The organism is Listeria swaminathanii, assembly GCF_014229645.1.
GTDB classification, from domain to species: Bacteria; Bacillota; Bacilli; order Lactobacillales; family Listeriaceae; genus Listeria; species Listeria swaminathanii.
In genome coordinates, this window is the sequence record NZ_JAATOD010000001.1 from 160,909 (window position 1) to 176,493 (window position 15,585).

Here is a 15,585-nt window from a genome sequence, read left to right on the forward strand (position 1 = left end):
GACAGGTGCTTGCATTGAAACGTATAATTAAAGGGCAGAATAGTCGAATTACTAAGATAGGAGAGAGTGAAATAGTGAAAACTTGGGATGAATTTTTAGAGCAAGAAGCAAAACAGCCCTATTTTATCGAATTAATGGAAGCAGTCAAGGAAGCGCGAGCAAACGGAAACGTCTATCCGACAGAGGAAGATATGTTTTCCTGTTTTCGCCTATGTCCTTATGATAAAGTCAAAGTCGTCATTCTTGGTCAAGATCCATATCACGGTCCCGGACAAGCGCATGGCCTAAGTTTTTCCGTCCAAAATGGTGTGCGAATTCCGCCAAGCCTTCGCAATATCTACAAAGAACTGAAAACGGACCTAGATATCGAACCAGCAGACCACGGCTATCTGGCCAAATGGGCGGAGCAAGGTGTATTACTAATGAACACAAGCTGGAGCGTGGCGGAAGGCAAAGCTGGCAGCCATAAAAAATTAGGCTGGGCAACATTCACGGAGCATGTTTTAGAAGAATTAAATAATTATGAGCAACCACTCGTATTTATTTTATGGGGAAATCACGCCATTAAGGTCGCAAGTGGAATCACAAACCCAAAACACTTACTCATCAAAGGAGTCCATCCATCCCCACTGGCCGCGAGCCGAGGCTTTTTCGGCAGCAAACCATTTTCAAAAACCAATGAGTTTCTTGTGGAAAATGGAAGAACAGCAATTGATTGGGATTTAAATAAGTAGTAGAAAAATACATTATTCCAAAATTTCATTTCTTCTATTATATAGTTTTTTACAAAAGTGAAAAAATTTACATAATTCTTGCTAAAAGCTTTTTACATAAGGTTTCATTCATGTTATGGTTATTATAGGAGAAAGTAAAATTTAAAAAAGTTCCTAAAGAAGGTGACTAGTTTGAAGCATAATTTTACAGAAGATGACTTTGTTTATGGAGAATCATGGGGACTCGTGCATCGGGGGGTTTTAGAGGACAAAGAAGTAGAACGAATGAAAGCGCTACGAGATAAAGTAGTGGGCAAAAAGGGTGTAGCACAAACGACACTTAAGCCAATCGGCAGTGTCAGAATAGACGGAGAAGTCTATGAAGCTCGCTTAAAAACAGGTTATTTAGAAGTGGGAAAACCAATAATTGCAGTAGGTATCGATTTCGGGTACGTACTAGTCAATGAAGATATACAGGAGGGAGAAAAATGACAATGATTGGACCAATTATTATCGCAGTATTGATTATCATCTTTTTAATCGTATTTTTCACTTTAGTACCAGTGGGGTTATGGATTAGTGCATTATCCGCACGTGTACCAGTGGGGCTAGGAACTTTAATCGGGATGAGATTACGTCGCGTTGTACCTTCTCGCGTTGTAAAACCATTAATTAAAGCAGTAAAAGCAGGATTAGACTTAGAAGTAAACCAACTTGAAAGCCATTATTTAGCAGGTGGGGACGTGGATAACACAGTTGATGCGTTAATCGCCGCACACCGCGCAAATATTGAACTAGATTTCAGCCGTGCAGCAGCTATTGACCTTGCTGGACGTGACGTACTTGAAGCAGTACAAACTTCTGTAACACCAAAAGTTATTCGTACACCTGAATTTACTGGTGTGGCGCAAAACGGGGTAGAAGTAAAAGTTATCACACAAATTACTGTACAATCGAACATTGAACGTATCGTCGGTGGTGCCGGTGAAGATACAGTTATCGCCCGTGTCGGTGAAGCCGTAGTATCTACAGTCGGTGAAACAAAAGAACATACAGACGTACTAGAAAATCCAAACAGCATTTCGAAAAAAGTCCAAGAACAAGGGCTTGGAGACGGAACTGCCTACACAATTTTATCCATTGATATCGCTGAAATGCGTATCGGGGACAACATTAAAGCAAAACTAGACATTGAAAAAGCCAACGCAGACATGGAAGTTGCTCAAGCAGCTGCATCGAAACGTAAAGCCGAAGCGATTGCCTTAGAACAAGAAAACAGAGCAGCCGTAGTAGCCGCAGAAGCAGAAGTTCCACGTGCGCTTTCTCGCGCTTTAGAAGAAGGAAACTTAGGCGTAATGGATTACTACAAAATGGAAAATGTACAATCAGATACAGCTATGCGTGAATCGATTGCACACGAAGACGAAAAATAAACCTTGATCTTTTGCAAGGAAGAAGGTGTTTTCAATGGATTTAAGTGATTTTCTGAATAGTGGTTGGGAGAGTGTCTTAGTCGTTCTTGGGATAGTTGGTGTCCTTATAAATTTCCTTAGTAAAGCCGGTAAAGGGGCAGAAGAGGAAGAGGAGAAAGCGCCACAACAAAGACCGAAATTGCGCACGACTCATCAAGCAAGCCATACTCAAATCACCAAAAAACCAGCAAAACGTAAAGTATCACAAGGTACTTTTACACAAAATAAAGAACAAGACAAAGTAATCGCCGAACAAAAGGCAACCCAAGAAAAAATGTTACGAGATATCCGCCGAGAATCCAATGTGGCCAAAGGAAAGAATCTAATTAAAAACACAAGTAATCATCCTAAAAAAGCCCGTAAATTACGTGGCAGATTACAAGAAGCGATAATTACGAAGGAAATCCTTGATAAGCCAGTTTCTTTACGGAAAAATCATTTATAAAAGTAGACCCAAGAACTAGTTTCTTGGGTCTTTTTGTTGCTGTGTCAGAACTGTTACATAATAACGCCAAGTTTTAAAATGCCTGTATTACAACTGTAACATTGACCTGATATGCTGTGTGTATATAAAAAAGGGGTGCGTGGATTGAAAATAATAGCAACGAGAAGAAAGATTTTTTTTGCGTTTATAGCTGTAATGATTTCTTTTTCAGTACTATTTTTACCAACAACTAACGCATCAGCAGCAACGACGTATAAAATGACCATAACGGCTGATGTAAATATTCGCACAACAGATAATACAAACGGCAAAGTCATCGGATTATACAAAAAAGGCACAACAGTTACTTTCACTGCAAAGACAAACAATAATTGGTATAAAACAACATATAACGGTAAAGTAGGTTATGTTTCAGGTAAATGTGTTACTACATATAAAGCACCTGTTGCAACAACACAAAGTTTTACCGCATTAAATAATGAAGCAAGAAAACACCTTGGCAAACGCTACAAAATTGGCGCAACTGGCCCAAGCTGCTTCGACTGCTCCGGTTTCACACAATATGTCTACTCGAAAGGCATCAAAAAATCACTTCCAAGAACAGCCAAACAACAATACACTGCAGCTAAGAAAATTAAAGCAAACGAACTAAAAAACGGCGATCTGATTTTCTTTAACTATGGTAAAGGCATCGCGCACGTTGGAATCTACGTTGGTAATGGCAAAATGCTTAATGCCCAAAATAACGGCGTAAAATACGACAGCATCAAATCTGGCTACTGGAAAAAATACATTGCCGGCTATGGTCGTGTAGCAAACTTAAAATAATCTCATCAAGCGTCACTTTCTAGTGATGCTTTTTTGTGCGGAGGAGGAACTAACAAATGAAATATAATATTAAAGAAATGCCGCTTGCAGAATTGGAACCGCGCGTAATCGAAGGGCTTTTGGAACATAAAGAAAGGCTTGGCTACGATATCCCAAAAAGCGAGGCGGTTCACATTGGTTTTGCCGCATTAAACGAATCCGGGGAAATTGTTGGTGGGGTGACAGCGAAAATCAGCTACGGAGAATTATATGTATCACTACTTTCCGTTGATAAAAGTACACAAGGAACGGGTGTCGGGACAGCGTTAATGGAACAAATAGAAAGATATGGTAGAGCAAATAACTGCCACCATATCTCATTAACAACATTTAGTTACCAAGCCCCAGATTTTTATAAAAAGTGTGGTTTTACCGAGCTTGGACGTGTAAAAGATTTTCCGCTAAAAGGGGAAGAAAAGTATTTTTTCATTAAATATCTGTAATCTTACATAGAGCTGTTTTTTTGTGCTGCTGCTTGGACAGCGTTGATAACTGCTGAACGGAAACCATTATTTTCCAGTGATTTCACAGCTTCGATGGTTGTTCCACCGGGAGAAGTAACCATATCTTTTAGTTTCCCTGGATGTTCGCCTGTTTCTAGAACCATTTTTGCAGCGCCTAGGACAGCTTGTGCGGCGAATTTATACGCTTTATCCCGAGGCATGCCATTTAGTACTGCGCCGTCTGCTAACGCCTCTATGAACATATAAACATAGGCTGGCGAAGAACCACTGACACCGATGACCGCATCCATGAGGTTTTCAGACACTACTTCTGCCTCTCCAAAACTAGCAAAAATAGCGGAAACTTCATCAATTTCTTGTTGCGTTACATTAGCATTTGGCGAAATAGAAGACATTGCAGCGCCGACTAATGCTGGTGTATTTGGCATTACTCGGACAATTTTAGTCTCCGCAGAAGTTAATTCTTCTAAGTCTTTGATAGTAACGCCTGCTGCTACAGAAATAACGATTTTTTCTGGTGTTAACTTATTTTTTACTGTGGTTAAAATTTCTGGGATTGTATAAGGTTTCACCGCTAAAATGATAATATCTGCTTGTTCTACGAGTTTTTCAGTATCTGTTGTTAACGCAAGACCATTAAATTCCGTTTCGAGCGGTTTTAGTTTTTCGATGTTCCGACCGCAAACGATAATGTTTTCTCTTGCTATTAAATTAGCTTTTGCTAATCCTCGAATCATTGCTGTACCCATATTACCTGCGCCTATAAAGCCGATTTTTGCCATGCTATTTTTTCGCTCCTAACCGAATCATTTTTTTCTATTATCTCACGTTACACGGCTTTGTCCAGTTTTGCGATAATAATCATAAAAGTACCTTAGTGAATCTTGCTAGGGTACTTTTTCGCGTGGACGATTGTATTTTTCACTAGAGAAAGTCTAATTATGTACAAAATCAGTAAAGACGGTTGTGGAAAACGTTGTTGTAGCAACGGTTTGGCTTGGGAGAATAAATAAATGTAGCGAAAATGTGTCAAAAGCTGCTTGCTTGACAACTAAAAATAAACATTTTTCTGATAATTGTCCTCAAATATGCCAATCTGAACGACACGCGAAATTAGCTTAGGATACTATTTTTGGAGCAATGTTTTTAAAGTTTGAAAGCGCTATAAATGGCGTTTTTATCAGCTATAATTAACTTTGGATGACAGTCCCAACTACATAATATTGCGAGGTGAAAACGATGAATTTCTTTCTACAATTATTAGGTAACTTCTCTGGAGCTTTAAATTTCCCAGACGTAACAGGAGTAATTAACAGCCTAATCAAAGCTATTTTTGGTTGATTCTAAAAAAATAATACGTAAAGGAGGCTACTACACATGAATTTCTTTCTACAATTATTAGGTAATTTTTCGGGAGCATTTAATTTCCCAGAGGTAACAGAAATCTTAAACAACCTAATCAAAGGAATCTTCGGTTGATTTTAAAAAAATAAAAATAGGAAAGGAGGCTACTAAAGATGAATTTCTTCTTACAATTATTAACTAACCTTTCTGGCGCTTTACGTTTCCCAGATGTAACTGAAATCTTAAACAACCTAATCAAAGGAATCTTTGGTTGATTGCCAATTAGAATACGTTGAAATATAGGGTTAAGACTTTCTTAGCCCTATTTTCTAATTAAAGATGTAAATGAGGAGGATTTTAAATCCATGAAAAAAATAATCGCGTTAATTACAACAGTTGCCCTTCTATCTATGGTTGTTTTTAACTTCATTCCAGGTGTTGTTGCAAATGCGGCGAACACTTCAGAAAGCAATTTGACATATAAAGATGTACGTGGTGGTTTTTACTTTGTTGGTTATGAAAATGTCCAGCTTGAAAAAGGAAAAACATACAAATATAAAGTATCTTATGAAGCAAATGTCGATATGACAATGACGGATACAATTACAGGACAATCAGCAAAAGCAGGACTATTTATCCCGAGTTCATCCGGCGCAGAGCTTACAAATACGGCTGTCACTCGCACGCAAGGAAATGTTATGGACGTAGCGAATGATGACAGCAAAACTTTTACACATACATTTGAATTTACAGCAAATGAAGATACAAAAGCAGATATTGGCGTGTTTTTAGGTGCGGGATCAGTTCTACCAACGACTCCAGAAGCTTCACTAATCTGGAAAAATGTAACTGTAGTAAACGAAACACCAGCAGAAGCACCAACAGCGCCAGTTATTAATGCAGAAGATAAAACAATCAAACAAAATGAAACGTTTAATCCTCTAAATGAAGTAACGGCTACGGATAAAAAAGATGGCGACATTACTAGTGCCATCAGAGTAACAAAAAACACCGTCGATACGACTAAAAGCGGCGAATATGATGTGGACTACAAGGTAACAAATTCAAGCAAAATCACAACGCTAAAAAGCATCAAAGTAACCGTGACTAAAGAGGCTGTAACAGCAAACACAGCTCCAGTCATTAATGCAAAAGACCAAACAATCAAAGTTGGTGACCTGTTTAATTCGTTAAAAGGAGTTACCGCAACGGATAAAGAAGACGGCGACCTAACAGCAAAAATCAAAGTGACAAAAGATACAGTAAATAATTCAAAAAAAGGTGTTTATCAAGTCACATATACCGTAACCGATTCTGGTAACCTATCAGCGACTCTTACAATTAAAGTGACAGTAACTCAAGATTTAACGCTTATTATAGAGCCAATCAAACTGGTTGAAAGCGGAACTCCAAGCGATCCTACCACCCCTAAACAAACTGCTAGAAATGCAGAAACAGCGGATGTAAAAGCAAGCAAAATACCAAAAACGGGTGATAACTCGATGATCTGGTTAGTTCTTGCTGGACTAGGCTTAGCAACAGTAGGTATTACCACGTATCGCAAAAAAGCAAATAGATAATTTATCATGGATGAAAAGAGTATTTTAGCTTAGATACTCTTTTCATTAACTAAATGATAAAATGGCATTCTAGAACTGTTTTTTTGAAGTTTTATAGAGGGAGAGGGGAATCAGTTATGCCGAAAATTGCTAAAGGTGATCGACTGGAAAACATTGCTTTTGAGTACATTAAGAACAAAATTACAACGGGTGAATATCCAACGGGGTATCGTGTAGTTGAGGCGAAATTATCCCAAGAACTAAATATGAGCAGGACACCGATTAGGCGGGCGATTATCAATCTTTGCCATTCCGGTTTTTTAGTCCATCAATACAATCGCGGGGCCTTCGTTCAAAATACCGAGGTAACGATTACGGAGTTTTTTTCGCGAATGAAATTGGTTGAACTTTTAATGTATGAAAGCACGGAAAAGCTAGTCTTACGGGAAGATTATGTTGTTGTGGATGACATCATAGAAATAGCAGAAAAAGTAATTCAATATGAGAAAAATAGAGAATACGAATTAATGCGTGGTGCTTTTGAAGATTTTATCTGTGCGTTTATTGGCAAATTGAATAATGATTATTTTAATAGAGTCATTCAAGATTTATGGAATGAAATAAATGATAATGCAACAAAGGAAGTAAAGCTCATTATAGTTTCAGCGAGTGATCGAATTGCAGAAGAATTAGCGCACATGATTGCTATTTTAAAATCATGGGATTATGAACAACTAAAAAAATGTTTTCAACACATTATGAACGCAATGATCTTAATTGCTTTTTAAAGAGAGGTTTTTAACTATTGAAAAAAATCAGCTGGGTTATCATACTGGTTATCATTGTTGCATCAGTAAGCTATTATTTTATAAAAGAAAATGAAACAAAAACGCCGCAAGTGATTGATTACAAAACAGTCGAGGCAAAAATGGCAGATTTAAGTGTCTATGTTTCTGCAGAAGGGCACGTCGTGAAAAAAGAAAATAAATGGCCGGATTATGAGGATTTTGCAGTCCGCATTATGGTAGACGAACTAGAAATCAATCAAATAAAAGAAAAGCAAACTACTGATGTGCATGTCGAAGCAGTAAATAATAAAGTCTACAAAGGAAAAGTTTCCGATATAAACGAAAAAGGCGTCATAAACGGATCCGTCACTTCTTATGCCGTAACAATCGATTTGGAAAATGAAACTAATTTAAAAGAAAATATGTCTGTTAGTGCGGACGTGCTAGTAGCGCTAGAAAAAAACGTCCTAACAATCCCAATCGAAGCGGTCCATACAGATAAAACAGACAAAAACTATATTTATACTGTTGATGAAAATAAGCAGAAAAAGAAAATCTGGATTGAGTCGGGAAAACATAATACAAAATCTATCCAAGTAGTAAAAGGACTTACAGAAGGGCAACTTGTGATTATTCCTTAAATGGAGGTGAGTGCGACTTGATACAACTATTTAATATTTCCAAATCCTATCAAATGGGAGAAAATACCGTAAAAGCATTAGATAACGTATCGCTTCAAATCAAACAAGGCGAATTTTTAGCGATTATCGGACCATCTGGCTCTGGGAAATCAACTTTAATGAACATCCTTGGTATCCTTGATAAAGCGACTGTTGGCGAATATTATCTTAACAAAATGAATTTAATGCGCATATCAGATAAAAAAATAGCTAAAATCAGAAACAGAAAAATCGGCTTTATTTTCCAGCAATTTAATTTAATGCCACGGCTCACTGCTTTTGAAAATGTCGAGTTACCACTCGTATATCGCGGCACAAGCAAAACTACCCGAAAAAAAGTCGTGCAAAAAAGTTTAGAACGTGTCGGATTATTAGATAAAGCGAAACACTTGCCAGCTCAACTTTCAGGTGGACAACAGCAACGTATCGCGATAGCACGAGCCATTGCCGGAAGTCCAGAAATACTACTTGCAGACGAACCAACAGGCGCCCTAGATTCTAAAACCGGAAAAGAAGTCATGGCGTTGCTCAAAGAAATTCATAGAGAAGGAAATACATTGATTATGATTACACACGACAAAGAAATCGCCGAACAAGCAGAACGAATAATCGAAATAAAAGACGGAAAACTCCGTGAATGGAACAAATCATGAGCCTTTTTCAAAGTGTGAAACTAGCACTAAAACAACTATTATCCGCCAAATTTCGGACGTTTTTAACGATGCTCGGAATTATAATTGGTGTTTTTTCGGTTATATTACTTGTTTCGATTGGCGAGGCTATTTCCAAAAATGTATCTACGCAATTAGGCGATATGGGGAGTAATATAGTGTCAATTAGCTTTTATTCGGATAATCCAAACGAGAAATTTACATATAATGACGCGAAAAGTCTTTTAAATGAGGCTGAAATTGGTTCGCCGGAAGTGATGCAAACAAAGGAAGTTAGAACGAGCGAAAAAACAGCGAACAGCCAAGTAACAGGAATAAATGAAGATTATGCGACGATAAAAAACTTGGAGCTTGCCTCAGGTCGATTTTGCTCCAATGTAGACGTTCGTTATGCTCAAAAAGTAACAGTCATCGGTGCGGAAATTGCTAAAACCTACTTCAAAAATCAAAATCCAGTCGGAAAACATCTGCAAATTGCTGGTGCGAGATATTTAGTCATCGGCGTTTTAGAAGGAAAAGGAGAGAGTCTTTTTGGCTCGGCGGATCAGAAGCTTTTTATTCCAATTTCTGCTGCGGAACGGCTTTTTAAAACAGATTCGGTGGATTTATTTTATATTCAAACTAACAATACAGAACAAGTTCCAGCCGTAGTTAAGCAGGTAAAGCAGAAAATGAGTCAACTTTTTCCGAATAATAAAGATGCGTATACGGTTGTAAATCAGCAGGAGGCGCTGGATACGTTTGATAGTATTACGAGTACGCTTACGATTGGACTAGGGGCGATTGCTGGGATTTCGTTACTTGTTGGCGGGATTGGAATTATGAATATTATGCTCGTATCTGTTACGGAACGAACTCGAGAAATTGGGATTAGGAAAGCAATTGGCGCTAGTGGTGGGGATATTTCAAGGCAATTTCTGATTGAAGCGATTGTGCTTAGTTTGTTAGGTGGCGGCATCGGGATTTTATTAGGCGTTTTTTCTGCGCAAATGGTTACGGCCGTATCTAGTTTTGAAATGCATGTTTCTGCTTCGACAATTCTTTTAGCAGTAGGGTTTTCGATGTTTATTGGCGTGGTGTTTGGCGTAGTTCCAGCACGGAAGGCATCGAAAAAAATGCCGATAGATGCGTTGCGAGCGGATTAACTAAAGGAGGCGTTTGGGATGGAAATAGAACAACAAGCGGACGATACTTGGGTTTTAGTTGAAATTGTCAGCCTTGTGACCAATGTGGAACGACACAGGTTAAGAGAACTTAGTTATGCAGAGTTAGAAGATTTATACGAGCGCGTGGTAGTTGAACGTTAAACGAGTCCTACTTTTTGCGAGAACGGTCAATCTATGCGAAAATAAAAGCAAATTAGCGGGAGGGATATAGGTGGATGAATCAATCACGAAGCGAGATGCTGGCGGGGCTGTAGTTACATTCGAATTAGTTATAAATGCAGCAAATACAGAGGTTTTCGAATTATTAACGACAAACGCAGGCTTGGCAAAATGGTTTAATGAACTGGAAATAGGTGAGCTCGGCGCGGATGGATATCTCCTATTCGTCATGACGCCTGAAGAAAAAATAACGATGCCAATTCGCGGGTTTGAACCTAATCGGAAACTTGCTTTCGCGTGGGATCAAGATGAAGTTGCCTTTGAACTGAATGCCACTGCGGCGAATAGAACAAAGCTAACTTTTACAGAACAGCTCACGGCAATCACCGAACACAGCCCAAGAGATATTTCCGGTTGGCATATTTGCTTGAAGAAATTACAAGCGAGCGCAGAAGGAAAAACATACGATTTCAACAAAGCGGAGTTCGAATCACTTTTTGCCAGATATCAAAAAGAACTAAATATCGAAAAATAAATCCTTTAGAAAAGTCATAAATGAAGCCGAAAACGCTTTGTTTATGGCTTTTTTCTGCGTAAATTAATCTTTTTCCACTTTAACTGGAAATTCCTTATGTTCAAAAAAGTAATCGGTTTCATTAGAATGTAATTGTAAGCAAGGCATTGAAAAAATACGGGGTGACGAAATGATAGTATCAGAAGAACAATTATTTTTAAATCAGCATCTAAGCACAAAAGAAGAAGTGCTAGCTTTTATTGCAGACAAGGCGGCTGAAATTGGCATCACGACGAATTCGGCACAAGTGGAGCGTGACTTATGGGCACGCGAAAAAGAATACGCAACAGCAGTACAACAATTAATCGCCATTCCTCATGCGAAAACGGAGGCAATATCGGAAGCGAAACTGCTTTTCATTCGTCTAGTTGAACCGATTGATTGGGAGTCAAAAGAAGGCTTTAAGGCACAAGCCATTTTTGCAATATTAGTTCCAGCAAGTGAGGCCAGCCAGCAACATCTGAAAATTCTATCCAGTGTGGCTGTGAATTTACTAGAAGAAGCATTTCAAGAACAAATTTTAACGATTAAAACGGAACACGAACTGATGGATTACTTGAAAGATAATTTGGAAGGAGAATTGATATGAAAGTTGTAGGAGTTACGTCATGTATCGCAGGACTTGCGCACACACCAATGGCAGCAAAGGCATTAGAAAAAGCGGGAGTAAAATTAGGCCACGATGTCAAAATCGAACAACAAGGAGCGATGGGAACAATCGATGAAATCACGCCAGCTGAAGTAAGTGCGGCAGATGTAGTTATTATCGCGGCGGATAAAGTGATTGACGGGGAAGATCGTTTCAAAGGAAAACCAGTCGTTCGTGTGAAAATTGGTCAATGTGTTGCGAACGGGGAAGCGGTGTTAAGTAAAGTTGTTGCAGCAATTGAAGCACGCAAACAAAAGGAGGCTAATTAAGTCATGAAAGGGAAATTAAACGAAGCAAAAGACCATTTAATGTCGGGAATATCGTATGCACTGCCGGTCATTATTGCAGGGTCGCTTGTTGTAGCTGTTGCAAAATTAATTGGGATTATTGGTGGCGTTACAAATCTAGATGCTTACGCTGACGCAAGTGGATTTTATCATTACGTTTACTTATTTCAAAATGTAGGTTGGGCGGCAATTGGCTTACTTAACTTAGTACTCGCTGGATATATTGCTTATTCGATCGCTGGAAAACCGGCGCTTGCTGCTGGTTTTGTCGGTGGGGTCTTGGCTACAAGTACAAATGCTGGTTTCTTAGGTGCTGTGGTTGCTGGTTTCTTCGCCGGTTGGTTAACAAACTGGGTGAAAAAACATGTTCGTATCACTGGACCGGCTGCTAGTTCTTTACCACTAATTATTTTGCCACTTATTACGGTTGGTGCCACGGGGATACTGATGTCACTTATTCTCGGCGGACCGCTTGGATGGTTAAACCAAACGTTACTTGATTGGGTAACAGAAATGTGTAAAAACGATACAAACGTTATTATTCTAGCACTTATTTTAGGAGCAATGATTGGATTTGACCTTGGTGGACCTGTAAATAAAGCCGCTTGGATGGCTGGGAATGCGCTATTTATGAGTGGGATTTATCTACCTTCGATCATGATTAATGTCGCAATTTGTATTCCGCCACTAGGCTACGGAATTGCAACACTTTTACGTAAAAAGAATTATTCTACTACCTTTAAAGAAGCTGGAAATGGTGCGCTAATTATGGGGCTGATTGGGGTCACGGAAGGTGCGATTCCATTTACACTACGTAGCCCGGGTAAATTAATTCCGCTAAATGTGATTGCCTGTGCGATTGGTAGTGCCGTAACAATGGGACTTGGCGCTTATGTGAAAATGCCGCCAATCGGTGGGATGTATGGTTTCTTCACAATTGGTAACGGCTGGGCTTACTTAGTTGGTGGTCTAGTTGGAGCGTTTATTATCGGAATTTGCGCTAACTTATTCGTTAATTTCACAGAAGAAGAAACAGCAGCTGCAGACGACGTTTTGGACGATATCGATATTAGTTTTGACGAAATAGAGATTAAATAATAGTTGGAGGATTTAATTAAAATGGCTAAAACGAAAGTACATGTAATTCCGCATTCACATTGGGATAGAGAATGGTATTTCACTTCAAGCCGTTCGACAATTTATTTAGTGAAGCATTTAAAAGAAGTAATTGAAACTTTAGAAGCGAAAGACAGTTACCATTTTTATTTGATGGATGCTCAGAGTTCTTTAATAGAAGATTATTTACGCTACTGCCCGGAAGATAAAACTAGATTAGAAAAACTTATTGCTGAAAAACGGCTTATTACAGGGCCTTGGTATACACAAACGGATCAATTAGTTATTTCACAAGAATCGATTGTTAGAAACTTGCTTTATGGAACGAGAATTGCTCGCGAAATGGGACATAGCATGGCTGTCGGTTATGTCCCGGATGCATTCGGACAAGGCGGGAATATGCCACAAATTTATAAAGAATTCGGCATATCGAAGTTTCTGTTTTGGCGTGGGGTTGCTGATAATCGCTTGAAACAAACCGAATTTATCTGGCGCGGTGATGACGGGACGGAAATGCTAGCGGAACAAATTCCATTCGGCTATTACTACGGAGCGAACATTCCTGAAAATGAAGCCGAACTTAAAACCTATTTGGATGAACAAATTGGCGCTCTAGAAGAAAAAGCTTCAACGCCAAATGTTTATTTCCCAAACGGTTTAGACCAAGCACCGGTCAGAAAAAATTTGCCGGAATTGGTTGCGAAATTTAATGAATTAGATAGCACACGTGAATACCAAATCGCTTCACCAGAAACATTTTTCGCGGATTTAGAAAAAGATGTGACCGATTTACCAGTCATTGCCGGCGAATTAACAGAAGGAAAACATAGTCGCTTGCACAAATCGATTTTCTCTACCCGAGCTGATTTAAAACAAGCGAACAATCAAATCGAAAACTTTTTAAGCAATGTGCTGGAGCCGGTTCTTTCAATCAGCTACTCACTTGGCAACCGCTACCCACACAATGAACTCGCAGAAATTTGGAAGTTGATGTTTGAAAATGCTGCACACGATAGCATTGGTGGCTGTAATAGTGATACGACCAACCGCGACGTCAAACATCGTTACAAATTGGCTTCGGATTTAGCGACCAATTTACTCGATTTAAACATGCGCCTAATCAGCGAAAAAATCGAACAAAAACAACCGTTCCAATTTACCGTTTTCAACCCGCTTCCATACGAAAAAAGTGGCGTTATCAAAATGACCGCGTACATTCCAGAAGACAATTTCACAGTAGAAGATACGCAAGGAAATACGCTTGAGTACACCATTCTAGAGAAAACAGACCTAACCGAATATGTCTTAAATCAGCATATCGACCTAAACCCAAGCAGACCCGTTTATTTACCAGAAAAAGTCTTTTTAGCGACGATGCTAGTAAACGTAAATAACCTGCCAGCGCTAGGATACGACACCATCTACTTTAATTTAGAAAAAGAAACAGCAGAGCAAGAACCGACACAATCCGCCGCGTCAAAAATCGAAAATGAATTTTATGAAATCCAGTTAGCAGCCAACAATTCACTAACGATTCATGATAAAAAAGCGGGCAGAACCTACACCGATCAAATGATTTTTGTGGAAAATGGCGACGATGGCGATTCGTACAACTATTCTCCGCCACGAAAAGATCTTGTAATTTCATCAAAAGAAGCGGTAGTGGAAAGCGTAGAGTCTAGCATATCAAGCGTCAACCAAGCATTAACTATTTCCTTCAAGTTAAATGTACCGTATAATTTAGAAGAACGTGCAAATGGTGAAAAAAATAACGAAATGACTATCGAAACAGTAATTTCTTTACGTAAAAATGAAGAACTCATTCGCTTTGACGTCCAAATTGCTAACCAAGTATTGAGCCATCGTTTATGCGTTACTTTCGCAACCGAAATTGCTAGTAAATTCTCGACAGCGGACCAATTATTCGCGCCAATCAAGCGTCCGGTTCGTCTTCCAGAAATGGATGTATGGGAAAAGGAAGAATGGCAAGAAGCGCCAATTTCGATTGAAGCAATGCAAAGTTTTGTCAGCTTACACGATGAGTCGCACGGGGTTGCTGTAATGACGGAAGGCGTGCGCGAATACGAAATCATTGGCGAAAATTACGATACGATTTCGCTAACCCTGTTCCGCACATTTAGCCATATGGGTAAAACCGATTTACTCTATCGTCCAGGTCGGGCTTCCGGCGAGTCAATCGTTGCGACACCAGACGCACAACTACTTGGCGAAATCAATGCAACATTCGCGCTAACTTTATTCGAAAGCTCTTTTGATGAAGCGGACATCGCGAAAAAAGCAAAAGAATACTTGTCGAACCCACCAGTTTACCAAATGTCTGATTTTCTAAACGGTCGCTTGATTTATGTTTACCGCGACGAAGAAAAAACACTGGATGCGACATATAGCCTGGCACTTCCGGCAATAGACGGAGCGATTATTAGTGCAGTGAAAAAAGCCGAAGACAGCGATGCCTTCATTACGCGCTTTTTCAATCCATATTTACAAAAAGAAATTACGATTCCAGAAGTTTTCCAAGGCAAAGAACGCCACTTGGATGAAAGCAAGTCAAACGAGAAACAAACGACATTAAAACATGCCAAAGTACAAAGCTATTTATTTGAAAAATAA

The 15,585-nt window shown here is 39.1% G+C and carries 18 protein-coding genes; 17 read left to right on the forward strand and 1 reads right to left on the reverse strand.

The features are described from left to right. Positions 1-71: 71 nt before the first annotated feature. The 6 genes from HCX62_RS00770 to HCX62_RS00795 all read left to right on the forward strand — a co-directional run bounded on the left by HCX62_RS00770 (position 72) and on the right by HCX62_RS00795 (position 3,940). Positions 72-734, forward strand: coding sequence for a uracil-DNA glycosylase (locus HCX62_RS00770; RefSeq protein ID WP_185637962.1), 663 nt, complete (start codon positions 72-74; stop codon positions 732-734). Between the two features lie 171 nt (positions 735-905). Beyond that, the gene (locus HCX62_RS00775; RefSeq protein WP_003741454.1) at positions 906-1,205 is read left to right on the forward strand and encodes an NfeD family protein; all 300 of its coding nucleotides are present in this window, start codon (positions 906-908) and stop codon (positions 1,203-1,205) included. Then, a complete protein-coding gene (floA, locus tag HCX62_RS00780; RefSeq protein ID WP_008946803.1) occupies positions 1,202-2,146 on the forward strand; it encodes a flotillin-like protein FloA in 945 nt (314 codons plus the stop codon). The genes HCX62_RS00775 and floA overlap by 4 nt, the downstream gene beginning before the upstream one ends. Before the next feature lie 34 nt (positions 2,147-2,180). Next, a complete protein-coding gene (locus HCX62_RS00785) occupies positions 2,181-2,630 on the forward strand; it encodes a hypothetical protein (protein WP_185636663.1) in 450 nt (149 codons plus the stop codon). Positions 2,631-2,774: 144 nt separating this feature from the next. Then, entirely contained in the window at positions 2,775-3,458 is a 684-nt protein-coding gene (locus HCX62_RS00790) for an NlpC/P60 family protein (RefSeq protein WP_185636664.1), read from the forward strand. A gap of 56 nt (positions 3,459-3,514) precedes the next feature. Beyond that, on the forward strand, positions 3,515-3,940 hold the full coding sequence (locus HCX62_RS00795; protein WP_185636665.1) for a GNAT family N-acetyltransferase: 426 nt from the start codon (positions 3,515-3,517) through the stop codon (positions 3,938-3,940). 2 nt (positions 3,941-3,942) lie between these two features. On the opposite strand, the gene proC is transcribed toward HCX62_RS00795, so the two are convergent. Next, positions 3,943-4,743, reverse strand: a complete 801-nt coding sequence (proC, locus tag HCX62_RS00800) for a pyrroline-5-carboxylate reductase (protein ID WP_185636666.1) — start codon at positions 4,741-4,743, stop codon at positions 3,943-3,945. Between the two features lie 927 nt (positions 4,744-5,670). On the opposite strand from proC, the gene HCX62_RS00805 reads away from it, so the two are divergent. From HCX62_RS00805 to mngB, 11 genes are all read left to right on the forward strand, one after another. Further along, complete coding sequence (locus tag HCX62_RS00805) at positions 5,671-6,885, forward strand: LPXTG cell wall anchor domain-containing protein (RefSeq protein WP_185636667.1); 1,215 nt, start codon at positions 5,671-5,673, stop codon at positions 6,883-6,885. A 116-nt stretch (positions 6,886-7,001) separates the two neighbouring features. Further along, positions 7,002-7,652: a GntR family transcriptional regulator gene (locus HCX62_RS00810; RefSeq protein WP_185636668.1), complete on the forward strand. Its 651-nt coding sequence runs from the start codon at positions 7,002-7,004 to the stop codon at positions 7,650-7,652. Positions 7,653-7,693: 41 nt separating this feature from the next. Beyond that, a complete protein-coding gene (locus tag HCX62_RS00815; protein WP_185637964.1) occupies positions 7,694-8,293 on the forward strand; it encodes an efflux RND transporter periplasmic adaptor subunit in 600 nt (199 codons plus the stop codon). A 17-nt stretch (positions 8,294-8,310) separates the two neighbouring features. Next, on the forward strand, positions 8,311-8,985 hold the full coding sequence (locus HCX62_RS00820) for an ABC transporter ATP-binding protein (protein WP_185636669.1): 675 nt from the start codon (positions 8,311-8,313) through the stop codon (positions 8,983-8,985). Further along, on the forward strand, positions 8,970-10,148 hold the full coding sequence (locus HCX62_RS00825; protein ID WP_260490786.1) for an ABC transporter permease: 1,179 nt from the start codon (positions 8,970-8,972) through the stop codon (positions 10,146-10,148). Before HCX62_RS00820 ends, HCX62_RS00825 begins: the two co-directional genes overlap by 16 nt. An 18-nt stretch (positions 10,149-10,166) precedes the next feature. Beyond that, positions 10,167-10,310 (forward strand): BH0509 family protein, encoded by a 144-nt coding sequence (locus HCX62_RS00830; RefSeq protein WP_185636670.1) that lies wholly within the window; start codon positions 10,167-10,169, stop codon positions 10,308-10,310. Positions 10,311-10,380: 70 nt separating this feature from the next. Beyond that, entirely contained in the window at positions 10,381-10,863 is a 483-nt protein-coding gene (locus HCX62_RS00835; protein WP_185636671.1) for an SRPBCC family protein, read from the forward strand. Between the two features lie 169 nt (positions 10,864-11,032). Beyond that, positions 11,033-11,491 (forward strand): PTS sugar transporter subunit IIA, encoded by a 459-nt coding sequence (locus HCX62_RS00840; protein WP_012581970.1) that lies wholly within the window; start codon positions 11,033-11,035, stop codon positions 11,489-11,491. After that, positions 11,488-11,820 carry a PTS fructose transporter subunit IIB gene (locus HCX62_RS00845; protein WP_003729043.1) on the forward strand — a complete coding sequence of 111 codons (333 nt, stop codon included), beginning with the start codon at positions 11,488-11,490 and terminating at the stop codon, positions 11,818-11,820. The genes HCX62_RS00840 and HCX62_RS00845 overlap by 4 nt, the downstream gene beginning before the upstream one ends. A gap of 3 nt (positions 11,821-11,823) precedes the next feature. After that, on the forward strand, positions 11,824-12,936 hold the full coding sequence (locus HCX62_RS00850) for a PTS fructose transporter subunit IIC (protein ID WP_008946817.1): 1,113 nt from the start codon (positions 11,824-11,826) through the stop codon (positions 12,934-12,936). A gap of 21 nt (positions 12,937-12,957) precedes the next feature. Next, positions 12,958-15,585: a mannosylglycerate hydrolase gene (gene mngB / locus HCX62_RS00855; RefSeq protein ID WP_185636672.1), complete on the forward strand. Its 2,628-nt coding sequence runs from the start codon at positions 12,958-12,960 to the stop codon at positions 15,583-15,585.

Coding starts and splice junctions, on each gene's coding strand:
- HCX62_RS00825 (WP_260490786.1), top strand. CDS start 8,970: ATGGAACAAATCATGAGCCTTTTTCAAAGTGTGAAACTAGCACTAAAA.
- floA (WP_008946803.1), top strand. CDS start 1,202: ATGACAATGATTGGACCAATTATTATCGCAGTATTGATTATCATCTTT.
- HCX62_RS00830 (WP_185636670.1), top strand. CDS start 10,167: ATGGAAATAGAACAACAAGCGGACGATACTTGGGTTTTAGTTGAAATT.
- mngB (WP_185636672.1), top strand. CDS start 12,958: ATGGCTAAAACGAAAGTACATGTAATTCCGCATTCACATTGGGATAGA.
- HCX62_RS00795 (WP_185636665.1), top strand. CDS start 3,515: ATGAAATATAATATTAAAGAAATGCCGCTTGCAGAATTGGAACCGCGC.
- HCX62_RS00850 (WP_008946817.1), top strand. CDS start 11,824: ATGAAAGGGAAATTAAACGAAGCAAAAGACCATTTAATGTCGGGAATA.
- proC (WP_185636666.1), bottom strand. CDS start 4,743: ATGGCAAAAATCGGCTTTATAGGCGCAGGTAATATGGGTACAGCAATG.
- HCX62_RS00845 (WP_003729043.1), top strand. CDS start 11,488: ATGAAAGTTGTAGGAGTTACGTCATGTATCGCAGGACTTGCGCACACA.
- HCX62_RS00785 (WP_185636663.1), top strand. CDS start 2,181: ATGGATTTAAGTGATTTTCTGAATAGTGGTTGGGAGAGTGTCTTAGTC.
- HCX62_RS00810 (WP_185636668.1), top strand. CDS start 7,002: ATGCCGAAAATTGCTAAAGGTGATCGACTGGAAAACATTGCTTTTGAG.
- HCX62_RS00840 (WP_012581970.1), top strand. CDS start 11,033: ATGATAGTATCAGAAGAACAATTATTTTTAAATCAGCATCTAAGCACA.
- HCX62_RS00805 (WP_185636667.1), top strand. CDS start 5,671: ATGAAAAAAATAATCGCGTTAATTACAACAGTTGCCCTTCTATCTATG.